13 protein-coding genes and 1 tRNA gene are annotated in these 15,141 nt (G+C 60.7%); 2 read left to right on the forward strand and 12 right to left on the reverse strand.

Going from position 1 to position 15,141, the window contains the following annotated elements:
* Positions 1 to 44: 44 nt before the first annotated feature.
* Entirely contained in the window at positions 45 to 1,478 is a 1,434-nt protein-coding gene (locus ACR0KJ_RS18090; protein WP_170623577.1) for an NAD(P)-dependent oxidoreductase, read from the reverse strand.
* 229 nt (positions 1,479 to 1,707) lie between these two features.
* Here ACR0KJ_RS18090 and ACR0KJ_RS18095 point away from each other — a divergent pair, with 229 nt between their 5' ends.
* On the forward strand, positions 1,708 to 2,511 hold the full coding sequence (locus tag ACR0KJ_RS18095; RefSeq protein ID WP_480627334.1) for an undecaprenyl-diphosphate phosphatase: 804 nt from the start codon (positions 1,708 to 1,710) through the stop codon (positions 2,509 to 2,511).
* On the opposite strand, the gene ACR0KJ_RS18100 is transcribed toward ACR0KJ_RS18095, so the two are convergent.
* A complete protein-coding gene (locus tag ACR0KJ_RS18100) occupies positions 2,512 to 3,495 on the reverse strand; it encodes a complex I NDUFA9 subunit family protein (protein ID WP_170520803.1) in 984 nt (327 codons plus the stop codon).
* 201 nt (positions 3,496 to 3,696) lie between these two features.
* Between ACR0KJ_RS18100 and ACR0KJ_RS18105 the strand changes: the two genes are divergently transcribed.
* A tRNA-Leu gene (locus ACR0KJ_RS18105) sits at positions 3,697 to 3,783 on the forward strand.
* A 65-nt stretch (positions 3,784 to 3,848) separates the two neighbouring features.
* Here the strand turns inward: ACR0KJ_RS18105 and ACR0KJ_RS18110 are convergent.
* From ACR0KJ_RS18110 to ACR0KJ_RS18155, 10 genes are all read right to left on the reverse strand, one after another.
* On the reverse strand, positions 3,849 to 4,301 hold the full coding sequence (locus ACR0KJ_RS18110; protein WP_170453301.1) for an SRPBCC family protein: 453 nt from the start codon (positions 4,299 to 4,301) through the stop codon (positions 3,849 to 3,851).
* Positions 4,302 to 4,409: 108 nt separating this feature from the next.
* The gene (locus tag ACR0KJ_RS18115) at positions 4,410 to 5,222 is read right to left on the reverse strand and encodes an XdhC family protein (protein ID WP_480627335.1); all 813 of its coding nucleotides are present in this window, start codon (positions 5,220 to 5,222) and stop codon (positions 4,410 to 4,412) included.
* A 12-nt stretch (positions 5,223 to 5,234) separates the two neighbouring features.
* On the reverse strand, positions 5,235 to 6,419 hold the full coding sequence (locus ACR0KJ_RS18120; protein ID WP_480627344.1) for a vWA domain-containing protein: 1,185 nt from the start codon (positions 6,417 to 6,419) through the stop codon (positions 5,235 to 5,237).
* The gene (locus tag ACR0KJ_RS18125) at positions 6,419 to 7,285 is read right to left on the reverse strand and encodes an AAA family ATPase (RefSeq protein WP_480627336.1); all 867 of its coding nucleotides are present in this window, start codon (positions 7,283 to 7,285) and stop codon (positions 6,419 to 6,421) included. The genes ACR0KJ_RS18120 and ACR0KJ_RS18125 overlap by 1 nt, the downstream gene beginning before the upstream one ends.
* 100 nt (positions 7,286 to 7,385) lie before the next feature.
* Complete coding sequence (locus ACR0KJ_RS18130) at positions 7,386 to 9,803, reverse strand: aerobic carbon-monoxide dehydrogenase large subunit (RefSeq protein ID WP_480627337.1); 2,418 nt, start codon at positions 9,801 to 9,803, stop codon at positions 7,386 to 7,388.
* The gene (locus tag ACR0KJ_RS18135; RefSeq protein WP_480627338.1) at positions 9,800 to 10,330 is read right to left on the reverse strand and encodes a (2Fe-2S)-binding protein; all 531 of its coding nucleotides are present in this window, start codon (positions 10,328 to 10,330) and stop codon (positions 9,800 to 9,802) included. Before ACR0KJ_RS18135 ends, ACR0KJ_RS18130 begins: the two co-directional genes overlap by 4 nt.
* A 12-nt stretch (positions 10,331 to 10,342) precedes the next feature.
* Positions 10,343 to 11,176 carry an FAD binding domain-containing protein gene (locus tag ACR0KJ_RS18140; protein ID WP_480627339.1) on the reverse strand — a complete coding sequence of 278 codons (834 nt, stop codon included), beginning with the start codon at positions 11,174 to 11,176 and terminating at the stop codon, positions 10,343 to 10,345.
* Between the two features lie 157 nt (positions 11,177 to 11,333).
* Positions 11,334 to 12,431: an MHYT domain-containing protein gene (locus ACR0KJ_RS18145; RefSeq protein ID WP_480627340.1), complete on the reverse strand. Its 1,098-nt coding sequence runs from the start codon at positions 12,429 to 12,431 to the stop codon at positions 11,334 to 11,336.
* A gap of 82 nt (positions 12,432 to 12,513) precedes the next feature.
* Positions 12,514 to 14,001 (reverse strand): heme biosynthesis HemY N-terminal domain-containing protein, encoded by a 1,488-nt coding sequence (locus tag ACR0KJ_RS18150; RefSeq protein ID WP_480627341.1) that lies wholly within the window; start codon positions 13,999 to 14,001, stop codon positions 12,514 to 12,516.
* Positions 14,002 to 14,011: 10 nt separating this feature from the next.
* A partial coding sequence (locus tag ACR0KJ_RS18155; RefSeq protein WP_480627342.1) for a COG4223 family protein occupies positions 14,012 to 15,141 on the reverse strand: 1,130 nt, incomplete at its 5' end.

The raw sequence follows: 15,141 nt of genomic DNA on the forward strand, positions 1-15,141 counted from the left end.
TGTCTCCTTCTTCCGAGGGGGCTTAATTCGCTTTGGTATCTGGCTTATTCGGCTGCGACAGCAGCTTTGGCGTTGAACCGGTCGATGATCGCGTCGGCACAATCGCGCCCGTCACGGATGGCCCAGACCACCAGAGAGGCCCCGCGCACGATGTCACCGATGGCATAAACGCCGTCCATCTCGGTCTCACCGGTCTGGAAGGCGGCCTTGACGGTACCCCAACGGGTCACGGGCAGATCGGGCTGGCCGAACAGGGTGGGCAGGTCTTCGGGCTCGAAGCCCAGCGCCTTGATGACCAGATCGGCCTCTTCCACATAATCCGCGCCTTCGATCACCTCGGGGGCCTGACGGCCCGTGGCGTCGGGCTGACCCAGACGCATTTTCTGCACCATCACGCCCGAGACGGTATCGTCGCCGGTAAAGCCCTTGGGCGCGCTGAGCCATTCGAAGATCACGCCTTCTTCCTCGGCATTCTGGGTTTCGCGCTGCGAGCCGGGCATGTTCGCGCGGTCGCGGCGGTACAGGCATTTGACCGAAGTGGCCCCTTGCCGGATCGAGGTGCGCACACAGTCCATCGCGGTATCGCCACCGCCGATCACGACGACTTTCTTGCCATCGGCGTTCAGGCGGCCATTGTCGAAATCTTCGACCGCGTCACCAAAGCTTTTGCGGTTCGAGGCGGTCAGGAAGTCGATGGCCTTTTCGATGCCGTTCAGCCCGCTGCCCGGCATCGACAGGTCGCGCGATTTGTAAACGCCGGTCGCGATGATCACGGCGTCATGCTTGGCGCGAATCTCGTCGAATTTGGCAGCGTCCACGTCGCAGTTCAGCACGAACTCAACCCCGCCATCGGCCAGCAGGTCGTTGCGGCGCTGCACGATGTCCTTTTCCAGCTTGAAGCCCGGAATGCCGTACATCAGCAACCCACCGGCGCGGTCATAGCGGTCATAAACCGTCACCTGAACACCGGCGCGACGCAGCATATCCGCCGCCGCCAGCCCGCCGGGGCCACCACCGATGATGCCAACGCTTTCGCTGCGCTCGGCCCCCGGAACCACGGGCTTGACCCAGCCTTTGTCCCATGCCGTGTCGGTGATGTATTTTTCGATCGTCCCGATGGTGACGGTGCCGTGGCCGGACTGTTCGATCACGCAATTGCCTTCGCACAGGCGATCCTGCGGGCAAATGCGGCCACAAATCTCGGGGAAGGTGTTGGTGGCCTGACTGGTCTGATACGCCTCTTCCAGACGACCCGTCGCGGTCAGGTTCAGCCAATCGGGGATATTGTTGTGCAGCGGGCAGTGCGACTGGCAATAGGGCACACCACACTGGCTGCACCGGCTGGCCTGCTCTGCCGCCTTGTCCGCCGCGAACTCGGCATAGATTTCGTCAAAGTCTTCCTTGCGGTCATCAGCGGCACGCTTTTCCGGCATGACGCGGTCGATCTGCACAAATTTCAGCATCGGTTGCTTGGCCACGGGTCAGACTCCATGAATTGGCTTGGTCGGGCCTGTTTAAGAGATGCAGTTTGGGATGAAAAGTAAAAAGTACTGACCTAAATTGGAAAAGTTTGCGGTATCTTGCTAATCTCGGGAAATTACTGCGTGATTTTAGTTCCGATTCGGACCTATCAACGCACTTTCCTTTTGAGAGCCACCGGAATACCCATAAAAAGTAAAACGATTTGGTAGCAGTGCAGCAGGTTAAATGAGTCTTTTTCACTTGATTCTCGTAGCGATAATTCAGGGGATAACTGAATTCCTGCCGGTGTCTTCATCGGGCCATCTGATCCTGCTGCCCAGCCTGACAGGGATGGAGGATCAGGGCCAAACCATAGACGTCGCGGTTCATGTGGGCACGCTGGGCGCGGTTGTGCTGTATTTTTGGACGGACGTGAAATCTGCCCTCTCCGGCGTGCCCCGCGCCCTAAGAGGCCAAACCGATACCCCGCAGGCCAGGCTGGCCCTGGGGCTGATCATCGCGACGATCCCAACCGTTCTTGCCGGGCTTGTCCTGTTTCTGACCGGGCTGAGCGATGCGATGCGTTCGATCGCTGTGATCGGCTGGACAATGCTGCTGTTTGGCGTGTTGCTGTATTGGATGGATCAAAAGGGCCCGCAAACCAAGGTGGCAAAGGATTGGGGCCTGCGGGACGCGGCGATCATGGGCCTGTGGCAGGCCATCGCCCTGATCCCCGGTACATCGCGGTCCGGCATTACCATCACCGGTGCCCGGCATCTGGGATACACGCGCGAGGACGGGGCCCGCATTGCCATGCTGATGTCGATCCCGACGATCATCGCCTCGGGCGTCTTGTTGTCAGCGGATGTGATCCATCAGGCCGATACCAATCTGGCCAAAGACGGGGCGATTGCCGCTGCCTTCGCCTTTGTCTCGGCACTTTTGGCGCTTAGCCTGATGATGCGCCTGCTGCGCAGCGTCAGCTTCACCCCATACGTGATTTACCGCGTGTTTCTGGGCATCACCCTGCTGGTGATTGCCTACAGCTGATCAGGTCCGCAGGTTATCGGCGGAATTCTGGATGTCGTCATACTGGCCCGAGGGGCGGAATTTCCACAGGTACTCGGGCAGAACCGACGCAAGCGTCGTGGCTTCGATCCCAAGATCTTCCAGCGTTTTTGCACCCTCTGACACAACATTGTCCCGGCGCAGGTTTTTCAGCTGATCGCGGGTCAGGATGTTGTTGGGGAACAGCTGGAAGCTGACGAATTTCGCAATGTCCAGAACCCCGGCCATGATCTTGGCCACAAAGAACGGTACACCCAGAATGATCCGGCGGCGGTGAATGACCTCCAGCATCTGCTGCATCAGGGCGCGGAAGGTTTTGACCTCGGGCCCGCCCAATTCGTAAACCCCGGCCTGCGCCTGACCCAGAACCCCTTTGACCGCCGCCTGCGCGACATCGTCCACATAGACCGGCTGGAATTTCGTATCGGCACCGACCAGAGGTAAAAACGGACCCAGACGCGCCATACCCGCAAAGCGGTTGAAGAACTGATCTTCCGTGCCAAAGACAAGCGACGGGCGCAGGATCACGGCGTCGGGCATATGCTGCAACACGCCCGCCTCTCCCCGCGCCTTGGTCTGCGAGTATGTGCTGGCCGCATCTGCATCCGCACCAATGGCCGAAATATGAACCATACGCGCGATACCCTGCTGCGCCGCCAAACGCGCGATCCGCTCGGCCCCTTCGGCCTGCACGGCGGCAAAATCATTGTTGCCAAGCTCGTTCAGGACGCCCACGCAGTTCACGACCGCATCCGCACCCTGCATAGCCTGCGCAACCGACGCATCATCGCGGATATTGCACAAGACCGGTTCGACCTGACCAACCACGCCGTAGGGTTTGACAAACATGGCTTCGTTCGGCCGGCGCACCGCCACGCGCACGCGCCACCCTTCACCCGCCATCCGTCGCGCGATGTAGCGCCCGACAAAACCCGATCCGCCGTAAATCGTGACCAGTTTGGACATGGGTGACCTCCTGCTGACTTTATGGGGAAAAGACGTAGCGCCCAGATCGCTTCGAAACAAGGCGCTAATTCGCCACGCGGCAACATCGGCACAATGCCTGATTGGGGGCGTAATCGGCCTTGTTCAAAAAACTTTCAAAAATCTCCCCGAATCCGGTTGACGCCCCCCGCCACTGGGCTTAAACGCCCCCTCACGACACCTGCCCAGGTGGCGGAATTGGTAGACGCGCTAGCTTCAGGTGCTAGTGTCCGTATGGACGTGGAGGTTCGAGTCCTCTCCTGGGCACCAAATCTCCCAAAGATGCTATTCCAAAACCACCCGTGCGCGGGCGATGTTTGCTGTCATTTACAATCTCACGACACCGATTGCTCGGACACGATTTCACCGAAGCGGGTGAAGAACTTGCCAGACAGTTTCTTGGCCGTTCCCGCGATCAAACGGCTGCCCAATTGTGCGATCTTGCCGCCGATATCGACCTTGGCGGTGTAGGCCAGAACCGTCTCATCGCCATCTTCGGTCAGTGTCACCTCGGCCCCGCCCTTGGCGAACCCGGCGGCCCCGCCCTTGCCTTCGCCATTCAAGGAAAAGCCATCCGGTGCGTTAGAGGTGTCCAGCGTCACCTGACCGGCGAACTTGGCCTTGACCGGGCCGATTTTCAGCACAACCTTGGCTTCCAGATCCTCGGGCGAGTTCTGAACCAGCTCCTCGCAGCCCGGAATACATTCTTTCAGAATCTCTGCATCATTCAGGGCGCGGTACACCACGTCACGGGGGGCGGTGATACGGATTTCGTCGCTCAGTTCCATTCAGGCATTTCCTTTGTTCAACAACATCTTGGGAAGACGATCAGCGCCATTTCGGCCGCGTCTTCCGGGTTGGGACCGGGGCGGGCGGGCCAGAGTGCGGCGCACCATCTACGCAAGCTTTTCGTCATGAGAGACCTCCTTAGTCGTATCACTGTTCCGCCAAAGCACAATCTCGGCCAAGATCGACAAGGCGATTTCGTGCGGATCGATGGCGTGAATATCCAACCCCGCAGGCGATTTCAGCCGCGCAACACACAACGGGTCCATGCCCTGTGCGATCAGTTTCGCCACCAGCGTATCGGCCTTGCGGCGGCTGGCCACCATCGAGACGCGCGCGGCCGGTGTCTCCAACGCAGCCTTTAGCACCGCGCCATCGTTTTTGCCCTGGGACGCGACCACCACGAAATCCCGCGCCTCGATCCCAAGTTCGGACACCTGATCCAACGAGAACCGGGCGCACTCAGCCGATGCCTCTGCGCCGTCGTCAAGATAGACGCGCAGCCCGGCCAAAGTGCCGTGCGCCGCCAATGCCGATGCGATGGGCGAGGCACCAAAGATCACCAGCCGGGGCGCCTGTTGATAGGGTTCGACCAGCAGATCAACCGTGCCGCCAGACGGGCATCCGCTTTTGAAGGTTTGCACGCCATCCGTGTCCGTCATCGTCACCACCTTTTCCGAAGGTTTCACGCGGATCATCTGCGGCGTCCCGCTGGACAACGCCTGCTGTGCCGAGGTTCGAACCGCACGCTGTACGCACGCTCCACCCAGATGGCCCAGAATCTCTCCACCCCGCGTCACAGCCGCCTTTCCACCCGCCTTGGCCGAGGTCGCATCTGCCGTCCGCAGAACAGTCGCGACACAGAATGGTTGACCGGATTGCCGAAGCTGCTCAATGGTGTCGAAAATGTCAAAATTTCCCATGTTAGACCCTTTTCAGAGCTTGCGGAATTCAGGTTCAAGGGCCGCGAGCGCGTCCAGCGTGTTGGCGGGCAAATGGGCGTCCAGATAAGGTTCCGCAGCTTGCATGGCCGCCGCGATGGGCTGGTAGTCCTTCCACCCTTTCAGCGGATTGAGCCAGACAATCCGCCGCGCTTTGCGCCGCATCCGTGCCAAAGCGTCTGCCAACCGATCCGGGGTCTGAGTGCAGTACCCGTCCGACAGGATCAGAACGACCGTCCGGCCATTCAGCGCGCGCGCGCCGTAGCCATCCAGAAACCGCTCCAGACTGCCCGAAATATCCGTACCGCCACCGAACCCCTCGGCCATCAGCGACAACCGACCAGCCGCGCGCAGCGTATCATGGTCCTGCAAAGCGTCGGTGACCCGCAGCAGGCGGGTGTGAAACAGATAGGCATCCGCATCAGTGCCGCTGCCGATCAGACCTTTGAGGAAGGCCAGAAAGACCCGCGAATACACGGTCATCGATCCGCTGACATCGCACAAGGCAACGATCCGCATCGGACGAGGGGGCCGCGCGCGGCGAAACAGATCGATGGGCTCACCACCCCGAGCCAGACTGGCCCGTTGAATGCGCCGCATATCCAGCGTTGGTCCCCGCAAAGCCCGTTTGCGCCTGCGCGAACGCCGGTCGCGTATGGCGCGCGCCAATTTCAACGCCGCCTCTTCCGCTTGTTTCAACGAGTGTTCATCCATCAACTCACGCAAATCCCGGCGCGACAGGTTGGCCGTGCGGGTTGCAATCAGCTTCCCGTCCTTCCCCTCGGCCTCCCTGTCGCTCGGGTCCGGAGTGGTGTCCCCTGAACTGGCCTCAGCACTGTCCGCACCCGGTTCATGGCTTTGCCAGATCATCGGCTTTGCCGACTGAACCCGAACATGCGTGTTCTGCGCGACGCCGGACCGTTGCTTGCCCGCATTGAACCAATAGGCGTCAAACAGGCCGTCGAACCGCCGCCAATCTTCGGCATCCCCAGCCAAAACCGCGCATAATGCCTGACGGGCCTGATCGGTGTCCGTAGCCTCGACCTTGGATAAAGCCACCAACGCGTCGCAAGTCTCTTTCGGGCCAACCCGCAAGCCATTCAGGCGCAGATGGGCAATGAACCCCGACATGCGATCCGCCAACCCATCAGCCCGAGAGGGAAAGCGCGTCACCTGCATCACGCCACCTTCCCGATCAGCCGATCCATCAATTCCGCAGGGGCCGCATCGTAATCCGCAGCGGTTTTCAACAGACACACCAAAGTCGCCTGCACCTCGTCCCGCGACTTGGCCAGATCGTTGACCCCCAGGCCCGACAGGGCGGCGGCCCAATCCAACATCTCTGCCACACCCGGCTTCTTTTCCAGATCTTCCTGCCGCAGCGCCTGCACGACCCCGATGATCTGCCGCGCCAGCGCCCCTTCAACCTCGGGCATCCGCGCCTGCAGGATCGCCAGTTCCGTTTCTTTCGTTGGATAGTCCAGGAAACTGTAAAGACACCGCCGCCGCAAAGCATCCGACAGATCCCGCGTCCCGTTTGCGGTCAGGATAACAATGGGCCGAACCCGCGCCTTGATCGTCCCAAGCTCGGGGATCGTGATCTGATAGTCCGACAGGATTTCCAACAAATAGGCTTCGAATTCTTCATCCGCCCGATCAATTTCATCGATCAACAAAACCGGAGGTTGTTCTTCGGAGATAGCCTCTAACAAAGGTCTTTTCAGTAAATACGCATCGGAAAACAGTTGCGCCTCGCTGGTGCCACCCTGCGCTTCGCTCGCTCGGATCGCCAACAATTGACGCTGATAATTCCACTCATAAATCGCGTGGTTTGCGTCCAGCCCCTCATAACACTGCAACCGGATCAACCGCGTATCCCGCCAAGCCGCCACCGCCTTGGCGACCTCGGTCTTGCCAACCCCGGCCGGACCTTCCAGCAACAAGGGCCGCCCCAACGCCTGCGCCAGATGCAATGCCATCGCCAACCGATCATCGGCAACATAGCCCTGCGCGGCCAATCCGTTCTGCACGTCACTCAAAGTCAAAACCAGGATCCAATCTTCATCTGGCCAAAAATATCTCGGGGGTCCAAGGGGGCAGAGCCCCCTTGCCTGATCGGACCGGCCACAGCCGGTCCGAACCCAATTACCCGTGCATCCCCAGCCCATTGGCAATCTTCCAGATCCGCCAATGGTCATGCGGCATATGGCTCTGCACCAAACCAAAGGGCCGGAACGCATCATGCACCGCGTTCGAAAACGCAGGCACGCCACCCACATTCGGGCTTTCCCCGACGCCTTTCGCCCCAATCGGATGATGCGGAGACGGCGTTACCGTATAGTCGGTAATATAGTTCGGTGTCTCCCACGCGGTCGGCAGGAAGAAATCCATCAGCGTGCCGGTCTTCACGTTGCCCATCTCATCATAAGCAATTTCCTGACCCATCGCGATGGCCAACGCTTCGGTCACGCCGCCATGAACCTGCCCGTCGATAATCATCGGGTTGATCCGCGTACCGCAATCATCCAGAGCGTAGAACTGCCGGACCTCCCACTCGCCGGTATCCACGTCGATTTCCATGACGCAGATATAGGCCCCGAACGGGTAGGTCATGTTCGGCGGGTCATAGTAGCTGACCGCCTCCAAACCCGGCTCCAACCCCGGAATGGCCTGATTATAGGCGGCAAAGGCGATTTCCTTCATGGTCTTGAACCGCTCGGGCGCGCCTTTGACGGAGAACCGGTCCACATCCCATTCGACGTCGTTGTCGTGAACCTCCAACAGATAGGCCGCGATCATCTGCGCCTTGGCGCGGATTTTGCGCGCAGCCATAGCCGTTGCAGCCCCTGCCACGGGCGTTGACCGGGACCCATAAGTCCCCAGCCCATAGGGCGCTGTGTCGGTGTCGCCTTCCTCCAGCGTGATGTCATCAGCGGGCAGGCCGATCTCACTGGCGATGATCTGAGCAAAGGTCGTGGCATGGCCCTGACCCTGCGATATCGTCCCCAGCCGCGCGATAGCCGAGCCCGTCGGGTGAATGCGGATTTCGCAGCTGTCGAACATGCCCAGCCCAAGGATATCGCAGTTCTTCACCGGCCCCGCGCCCACGATTTCAGTGAAATGCGTAAGGCCAATGCCCAGCAGTTTGCGGGTCTTTCCCGCCTTGAATTCCTCGACCCGCTGCGCCTGTTCGGCTCGAAGACCGTCATACTCCACCGCCTTCAACGCCTTGTCCCAGGCGGTGTGATAATCGCCCGAGTCATATTCCCAGCCCAGCGCTGACTGATAAGGGAACTGATCAGCCTTGATAAAGTTGATCCGCCGCAGCTCGGCCGCGTCCATGTTCAGCTTGATCGCCAGAACCTCGATCATGCGTTCGATGAAATAGGCGGCCTCGGTCACGCGGAAGGAACAGCGATAGGCCACCCCACCCGGAGCCTTGTTGGTATAGACACCATCAACGGCCAGATAGGCGGTTGGAATGTCATAAGACCCGGTGCAGATGTTCATGAACCCCGCCGGGAACTTGGTCGGGTCCGCACAGGCGTCAAAGCCGCCATGGTCCGCCGTGGTATGACACCAGAGCCCGGTGATCTTGCCTTCCTTGGTAGCCGCGATCTTGCCCTGCATCCAGTAGTCGCGGGCAAAGGCGGTGGACATCAGGTTCTCCATCCGGTCTTCCACCCATTTCACCGGCTTGCCGGTGACAATCGAGGCGACAACCGAGCAGACATAGCCCGCATAGGCCCCCACCTTGTTGCCAAACCCGCCGCCAATATCGGGGCTGATCACCCGGATGTTGTGCTCGGCCAGACCCGAGATCAGCGACACAACCGTGCGGATCGCGTGCGGGGCCTGAAACGTGCCATAAAGCGTCAGCTTGCCCGTCACCTTGTCCATCGACGCCACACAGCCGCAGGTTTCCAGCGGGCAGGGGTGGGTGCGGTGGTAATAGACCATTTCTTCGGCCACTACGTCAGCCTCATCCAGAACAGCCTCGGTCGCGTCCTTGTCACCCTGTTCCCAGGTGAAGATATGGTTGTGATGTTTGCGTGGGCCGTGCGCGCCTTCGGTTTGACCTTCAAGGTCCTCACGCAGGACGACGTCGGATTTCAACGACTCGAACGGGTCAGTGATAACAGGCAGCTCTTCATATTCGACCTCGACCAGTTCCACCGCGTCCGCCGCGATATAGCGGTCTTCGGCGACGACATAGGCAACCTCCTGGCCCTGGAACAGAACCTTGCCATCGGCCAGCACCATCTGCTTGTCGCCCGCCAAAGTCGGCATCCAGTGCAGACCTAGCGGAGCCAGATCCTCGGCGGTCAGCACGGCAACCACGCCGGGCACGGCCAGGGCCGCTTCTTTGTTCACGCTGACAACGCGGGCATGGGCGTAGGGCGAGCGCACGAAATCGCCGAACAGCATCCCGTCCAGCTTGATGTCATCGACGTAATTCCCCTTGCCTTGGGTGAACCGCACATCCTCGACGCGCTTGCGGGCGCAGCCCATGCCTTTGAGGTTGGCGGCGCGTTCTTCGGGGGTCAGGGTCTGGTCGTTCATTCCGCAGCCTCCACTTTGGTTTGCCCTACCGCTTCGCTACTTGAGGGCTTTTGCGCATTGAGCAAATCAGCCGAGGCCGAGATCGCCTTGACGATATTCTGGTATCCAGTGCAGCGGCACAGGTTCCCCGCCATACCAAAGCGAATTTCATCCTCGGTCGGGTTCGGGTTTTCCTTCAGCAAGCGATGCGCGCGGGTGATCATCCCCGGCGTGCAGAAGCCGCATTGTAGCCCGTGATGTTCGCGGAACATCTCTTGCAACACCCCAAGGCTACCATCGTCATTGGTCAGCCCTTCGACAGTGGTGACATCGGCCCCGTTCACCTGTGCCACAAAGGTGGTGCAGGATTTGACGGATTTCCCATCGATATCGACGGTGCAGGCTCCGCAATGGCTGGTTTCGCAACCGATATGAGGGCCGGTGATTTTCAGATCTTCCCGCAAGAAGTGAATGAGCAAAGTGCGCGGCTCGGCCAGACCTTCGACCTCTTTGCCGTTCACGGTGAGTTTGACGTGCATTTTCGACATGTGTTCCCCTCCTCACCCCGCGCGGCGTTGCGCACGGTCGATGGCGCGGCGCAGCATCACGGCGGCCACGTGTTTCTTGAATTCGACAGGGCCGCGGTTGTCGGCCACCGGGTCAATCGCGTCGAGCATCGCCGCCACGCAGCCCTCAACATCGCCGCCTGCCAGAGCGGCGCTCGCGGCCTCGGACCAGACCGGCGTGTCAGCCAGATTGGTCATCGCAACCGAAGCCGTTCCGTTGCCCACCATCACCGCAGCAGCAGCCGTCGCGTAATCGCCGATCTTGCGCTTTTGCTTTTCATAAGCCTGACCAACGCCTGCACCCGGCACCGGGATCGAGATGCGGGTCAGGATTTCTTCGTCTTCACGCGCGGTGAAATACGCGGCCTCGTAGAACTCCCGCGCAGCGACGCTGCGGGCACCATCGGGGCCGGACAGATCGAATGTCGCGTTCAAACACTGCATCAGCCCCGGCATGTCATTGCCCGGATCGCCATTGGCCACGTTGCCGCCGACAGTGCCCATATACCGCACCTGCGGGTCAGCAATCTGCAAGGCTGCCTCGCGGATCAGCGGAATGGCTGCGGCCAGACCGTCATGGGTGATCAACTCATGCTGCGTTACCATCGCGCCCAGGGTCACGGTGTCAGACCCGATCTCGATCCCCTTCAACTCATCAATGGCCTGAAGATCGACCAGATGACTCATTTCGGCCATGCGCAGTTTCATCATCGGGATCAGGCTGTGCCCGCCCGCGATCACACGCGCCTCATCTCCGTGTTCCTGCAATATGCCGATGGCCGAGGCGATGTCGCCTGGCCGGTGATACTCAAAACCGGCTGGTATCATGTTTTTCCTCCCTGGGTCTTTTTCCTCCCTGGGTCCAAGCGGTATGCCGTGGGGGACCTGAGGAAAGAAAAGAGGAGAGGGCGCTAGTGCCGCCAGTCACGTGAAACGGGGCGCGCGGCTTGTTTCACGAGTTGCGAATAGGCTGCACGAGTTGCGATCAAAGGCCCAGCGCGTCGCGGATCGCCGTCAGGCGGGATCGGCTGACCGGCACCTTGCTCAGCGCATCGACCCCGTCGAAGTAGCAGGTGCCATTGTCTTTGTGCCGCTCAAAGCTTGAGACATGTTTGGGGTTCACCAGATAGCTGCGATGCGCGCGCAAGAAGCCATCGGGTTTCAGGCGCGATTCAGCCTCGGTGATCGACCAGGGGCAAAACAGTTTCTCGGCCCCCATGTAGAGCACGGTGTAATGCCCCTCGGCCCGGATCGCGGCCACGCTGGCAGGTTCGGTAAAGAAGGTCTGCCCTTCACGCTCGAACGGAACACCGGCGCGCAAGGCGGTAGGTTGAGGATCTTGCGTGGGTTCTGACGCTGACGGTGCGATTTCTGGCTGCGGTCCAATGAAGGTGATCCCGGTCAGCAGAAAGGCCCCGCAGATCAGAAACACCGAAACCGTGACCCCCATCGCCAGCACCTGATTGTTTAGTGCAGGCCCGGCCCCGCCTGCATTGTCACTGACGATGAAATCGGTCAGCCCCGCCGCCACGAAGTGCATTGTGAAGACGGCCAGACCGAAGCACACGGTGCCCAGCAGGATGTTGCGTTGGGTCCGGTTGTCATAGGCCACCCAGATTGCCAGCACCGACAGAACCACCGAGGCCACGGTGGAAATCGCCACGTCCCAGACAGTGTAGACCGGGCGGCACAGCTCCATCCCTGCCATGCCGACATAATGCATCACCACGATGCCAAGGCCGACAATGACCCCGGCTGAGACCATGGTCTGCATCGTTCGAGGCCGGAAATGCAGCAACAGCAACGCAAGTCCCACCATCAGGATCGCCACAAGGGCCGAAATCAGCGTAATGAGCGCGTCATAGTAAAAGAGGATCGGCAGTTGCAGGCCCAGCATGGCGACAAAATGCATCGACCAGATGCCGCCGCCCAAAATGACCGCCGCCAGCGCCACCACGAACTTGCGCCTTTGGTCATCCAGCTTTGAGGCCCCGTGCGTCAGGTAAAGCCCGGTGAACCCGGCCATCAGCGCCACGGCCAGTGACGCCGCCACAAGCCACGGGTTATGCGAGTAGTCCAGCATTTCGGTCAGTACGCCCTCCCCGACGTAAGGGCGACGTTAGCAAACCGAACTGTCCGGGACAATTGCCCAGCAATCGCGGGGATCAGGCCTGTTTTTCGACCTTATCTTCAATCGGCTCGGCGTCCAGTTCGATGACGTCTGCACCCTCGGGCTCGGTCGCTTCCATCTCATCTGGCTCGTCAGTCTTGTCTTCCAACGCGCCGACGATGAGTGGCAGCATGTGAACGCCTGTGGCGCTGGCGATCTCGGGTGTTTGCGGGGTCTGCCAGCTGAGCGTATCGAAGCTGCCGCAATTCTGGCAGACCGGCGCCCATTCCGGCTGAATGTCATGGCAGTTGGTGCAGACCCATTGCGGCCCGCGCGGCGCGTTCAGCGCCTTGGCCAGCCAGCCCTGCACCACAGCGTCCGAGGCGCCCTCGCCCCGCTCGATCGCGGCCATCAGGGTGTAACCGCGCGCATCCGCCTGTTTTTCGACCACATCGCCTAGTGCACGACGCGCTTCTGGGAAGTCTTCGGCCACGATATTCAGCTCGGCCAGGATCAGGCGGGTTTCCATGTTTTCCGGGTGAATGCGGGTCAGGGCAGTAAAGCGCTTGATCCGCTGGTCTGGCGTTTCATCCGGCGCAATCTCGGCAAAGGCATGGGCCAGATCGGGGTGCGGCTGCACCTCCCACGCTTTTTTCAGGATCTTGGTCGCGGCTTTGGGTTTGCCCTTTTCGATATAGGCGCGTGCGGCCATTGCCGCTGCAGGGACCAGATCAGGCGACAGGCGGTTGGCCTCAATCGCGCGCTCCTGCTGATCAACTGTCGCGTCCTCGTCCAGAATATCCTTGGCCTCGGACAGGGCCAGAACCGCATCGCGCCGCTTGAACACATCGCGCGGCAGATACCCGGCCTTCAGCTTCGAGGTCAGGGTAGAGCGCGCGCCGGCCCAATCCTGCGCCTTGGTCTGAAGGTTCAGCAGAACGTCTTGCGTTTCCTCGTGCCGCGGTTTAATCGCCAGCGCCTTTTCTGCCAGCTTGCGCGCGGTTTCGTCGTCGCCCTCGGCAAGCTTCTGCTTCATGATCCCGCGCACACCGACAAAACGCGTGGCATTGTTGGTCACCAGCTTCTTGTAGGTCTCGGATGCCTTTTTGGTGTCGCCGGTCATCTCGGCTGCCTGCGCCACCAGCAGGTTGGTCAGTTCAGGCTTGTTCAGCAGTTTCTCGGCCTTGCTTGCCTTGGTCATCGCCGTGCGCCCTTCGCCCGAGGCCAGCGCCATCAGACCATCCGCCAAAGCCTCATAACCACGCTTTTCCCGGCTGCGGTCGAAATAGCGCGACAGGGCGGTTTCGTCGCCATTGAGGAATTTCAGCGTCGCGATCAGCAGGCTGAGCAGTTTGAAGAACAGCCAGACCGCAAAGACCAGCACGCCCAGCGCGATCACGGATTGCAGCGGCCCCAAAGTGTATTCCGTACCCGCAACGGTGATCTGCACCCCGCCGCTGGTCTGCATCAAAGCCTGCGCCCCCAAGGCCAGCAGGCCAATAATCGCAACGAAAACAAGGATTTTAAACAATGACCACAGCATGGCAGGTCCCTCAGTTCGAGTTCAGGCTGGACGCGAGCGTATTCGCAGCATCTACGGCAGAGACACGGGTCTGAGCCGCCTGCTCCCACTCGGCCATCGCGGTCTGCGCCGCTTCGGGCAAAGATTTCAGTTCCGACAATGCGCCGCTCAGATCGCCAGAGGCCAGAGCGGCCTGCGCACGCGACAGAACGGCATCGGGGTCATCCCCGTCCTGAGGGGTCACCGACCGCGCCCCTGTCTGACGCTGCAAAAAGGCGACAAGGCCAGTGCCTTTGTCCGCATCCCGCGCATCGGCCAGTGCCGTGCGCGCCGCGGGCGCGAATGAGGCGCGGAGCGCTGGCAGCGTCTCGACCCCCTTGTCGGCGGGGCCAGACAAAGCATCGGGCACGGTCACGCCGCCTGCTTGCAGTTCGGTCACCAGATCAGAATATGGCGCACCCGTATCCAACTGACCATGCAGGCGCGACAGGATCGCGGCATTGGTCGCCGCAAGTGCTTCGGCCGAGGCTTTGGCCTCAAGCGCCTGGGCATCGGCCACCATCTTCTCAACCTCGGCCCGCTGTGCGGCCAGCGAGTCCTGTAGCTTCTTCAACTCAGCCTCAAAAGCGGCATTCGCCTCGGGCGAGGTGTTTTCGGCAATCGGGTTTTTCTCAAGCTCGGTCAATCGATCGGCCAAAGGCGCGATCTGACCGCTCAGCGCCTCGACACTGGACTTCATCGCGGTCAGGTCGGCATCAACCGGGTCCAGCTTTTGCGACAGGGCCTGCACCTGATCTGACAGGCCCGAGACATCCGGCGCATCCGACAACGATTTTGTCAGGGCTGCGATCTGATCCGATTGATCAGCCAGTTTCGATTCCAGCGCGGCAATCGATTGCGCAGTGTCCGACCCGCCCGACGAGAACAGCCCGCCCTGCCCGGCCACAAAACCAAGTCCGGCGGCAATTACGCCGCCCAGCAGCGCCGGAACAAAACCGCCGCGTTTTTCGGGGGCCGGTTCGGCAGGCTTTTCTTGTGCCTGCGCCGGTTCAGCCGTATCCGCCGAAATCTCGGCTTCGGCTTCGGCTTCGGCTTCGGCTTCGGCTTCGGCTTCGGCTTCGGCTTCGGCTTCGGCTTCGGCTTCGGCTTCGGCTTCGGCTT

Source organism: Ruegeria sp. AD6 (assembly GCF_056542325.1).

What these genes read in the sequence shown, in the direction of transcription:
- ACR0KJ_RS18100 (WP_170520803.1), bottom strand. Translation starts at nt 3,495, where the DNA reads ATGTCCAAACTGGTCACGATTTACGGCGGATCGGGTTTTGTCGGGCGC.
- ACR0KJ_RS18145 (WP_480627340.1), bottom strand. Translation starts at nt 12,431, where the DNA reads ATGCTGGACTACTCGCATAACCCGTGGCTTGTGGCGGCGTCACTGGCC.
- ACR0KJ_RS18115 (WP_480627335.1), bottom strand. Translation starts at nt 5,222, where the DNA reads ATGGGAAATTTTGACATTTTCGACACCATTGAGCAGCTTCGGCAATCC.
- ACR0KJ_RS18140 (WP_480627339.1), bottom strand. Translation starts at nt 11,176, where the DNA reads ATGATACCAGCCGGTTTTGAGTATCACCGGCCAGGCGACATCGCCTCG.
- ACR0KJ_RS18135 (WP_480627338.1), bottom strand. Translation starts at nt 10,330, where the DNA reads ATGTCGAAAATGCACGTCAAACTCACCGTGAACGGCAAAGAGGTCGAA.
- ACR0KJ_RS18150 (WP_480627341.1), bottom strand. Translation starts at nt 14,001, where the DNA reads ATGCTGTGGTCATTGTTTAAAATCCTTGTTTTCGTTGCGATTATTGGC.
- ACR0KJ_RS18095 (WP_480627334.1), top strand. Translation starts at nt 1,708, where the DNA reads ATGAGTCTTTTTCACTTGATTCTCGTAGCGATAATTCAGGGGATAACT.
- ACR0KJ_RS18110 (WP_170453301.1), bottom strand. Translation starts at nt 4,301, where the DNA reads ATGGAACTGAGCGACGAAATCCGTATCACCGCCCCCCGTGACGTGGTG.
- ACR0KJ_RS18120 (WP_480627344.1), bottom strand. Translation starts at nt 6,419, where the DNA reads ATGCAGGTGACGCGCTTTCCCTCTCGGGCTGATGGGTTGGCGGATCGC.
- ACR0KJ_RS18130 (WP_480627337.1), bottom strand. Translation starts at nt 9,803, where the DNA reads ATGAACGACCAGACCCTGACCCCCGAAGAACGCGCCGCCAACCTCAAA.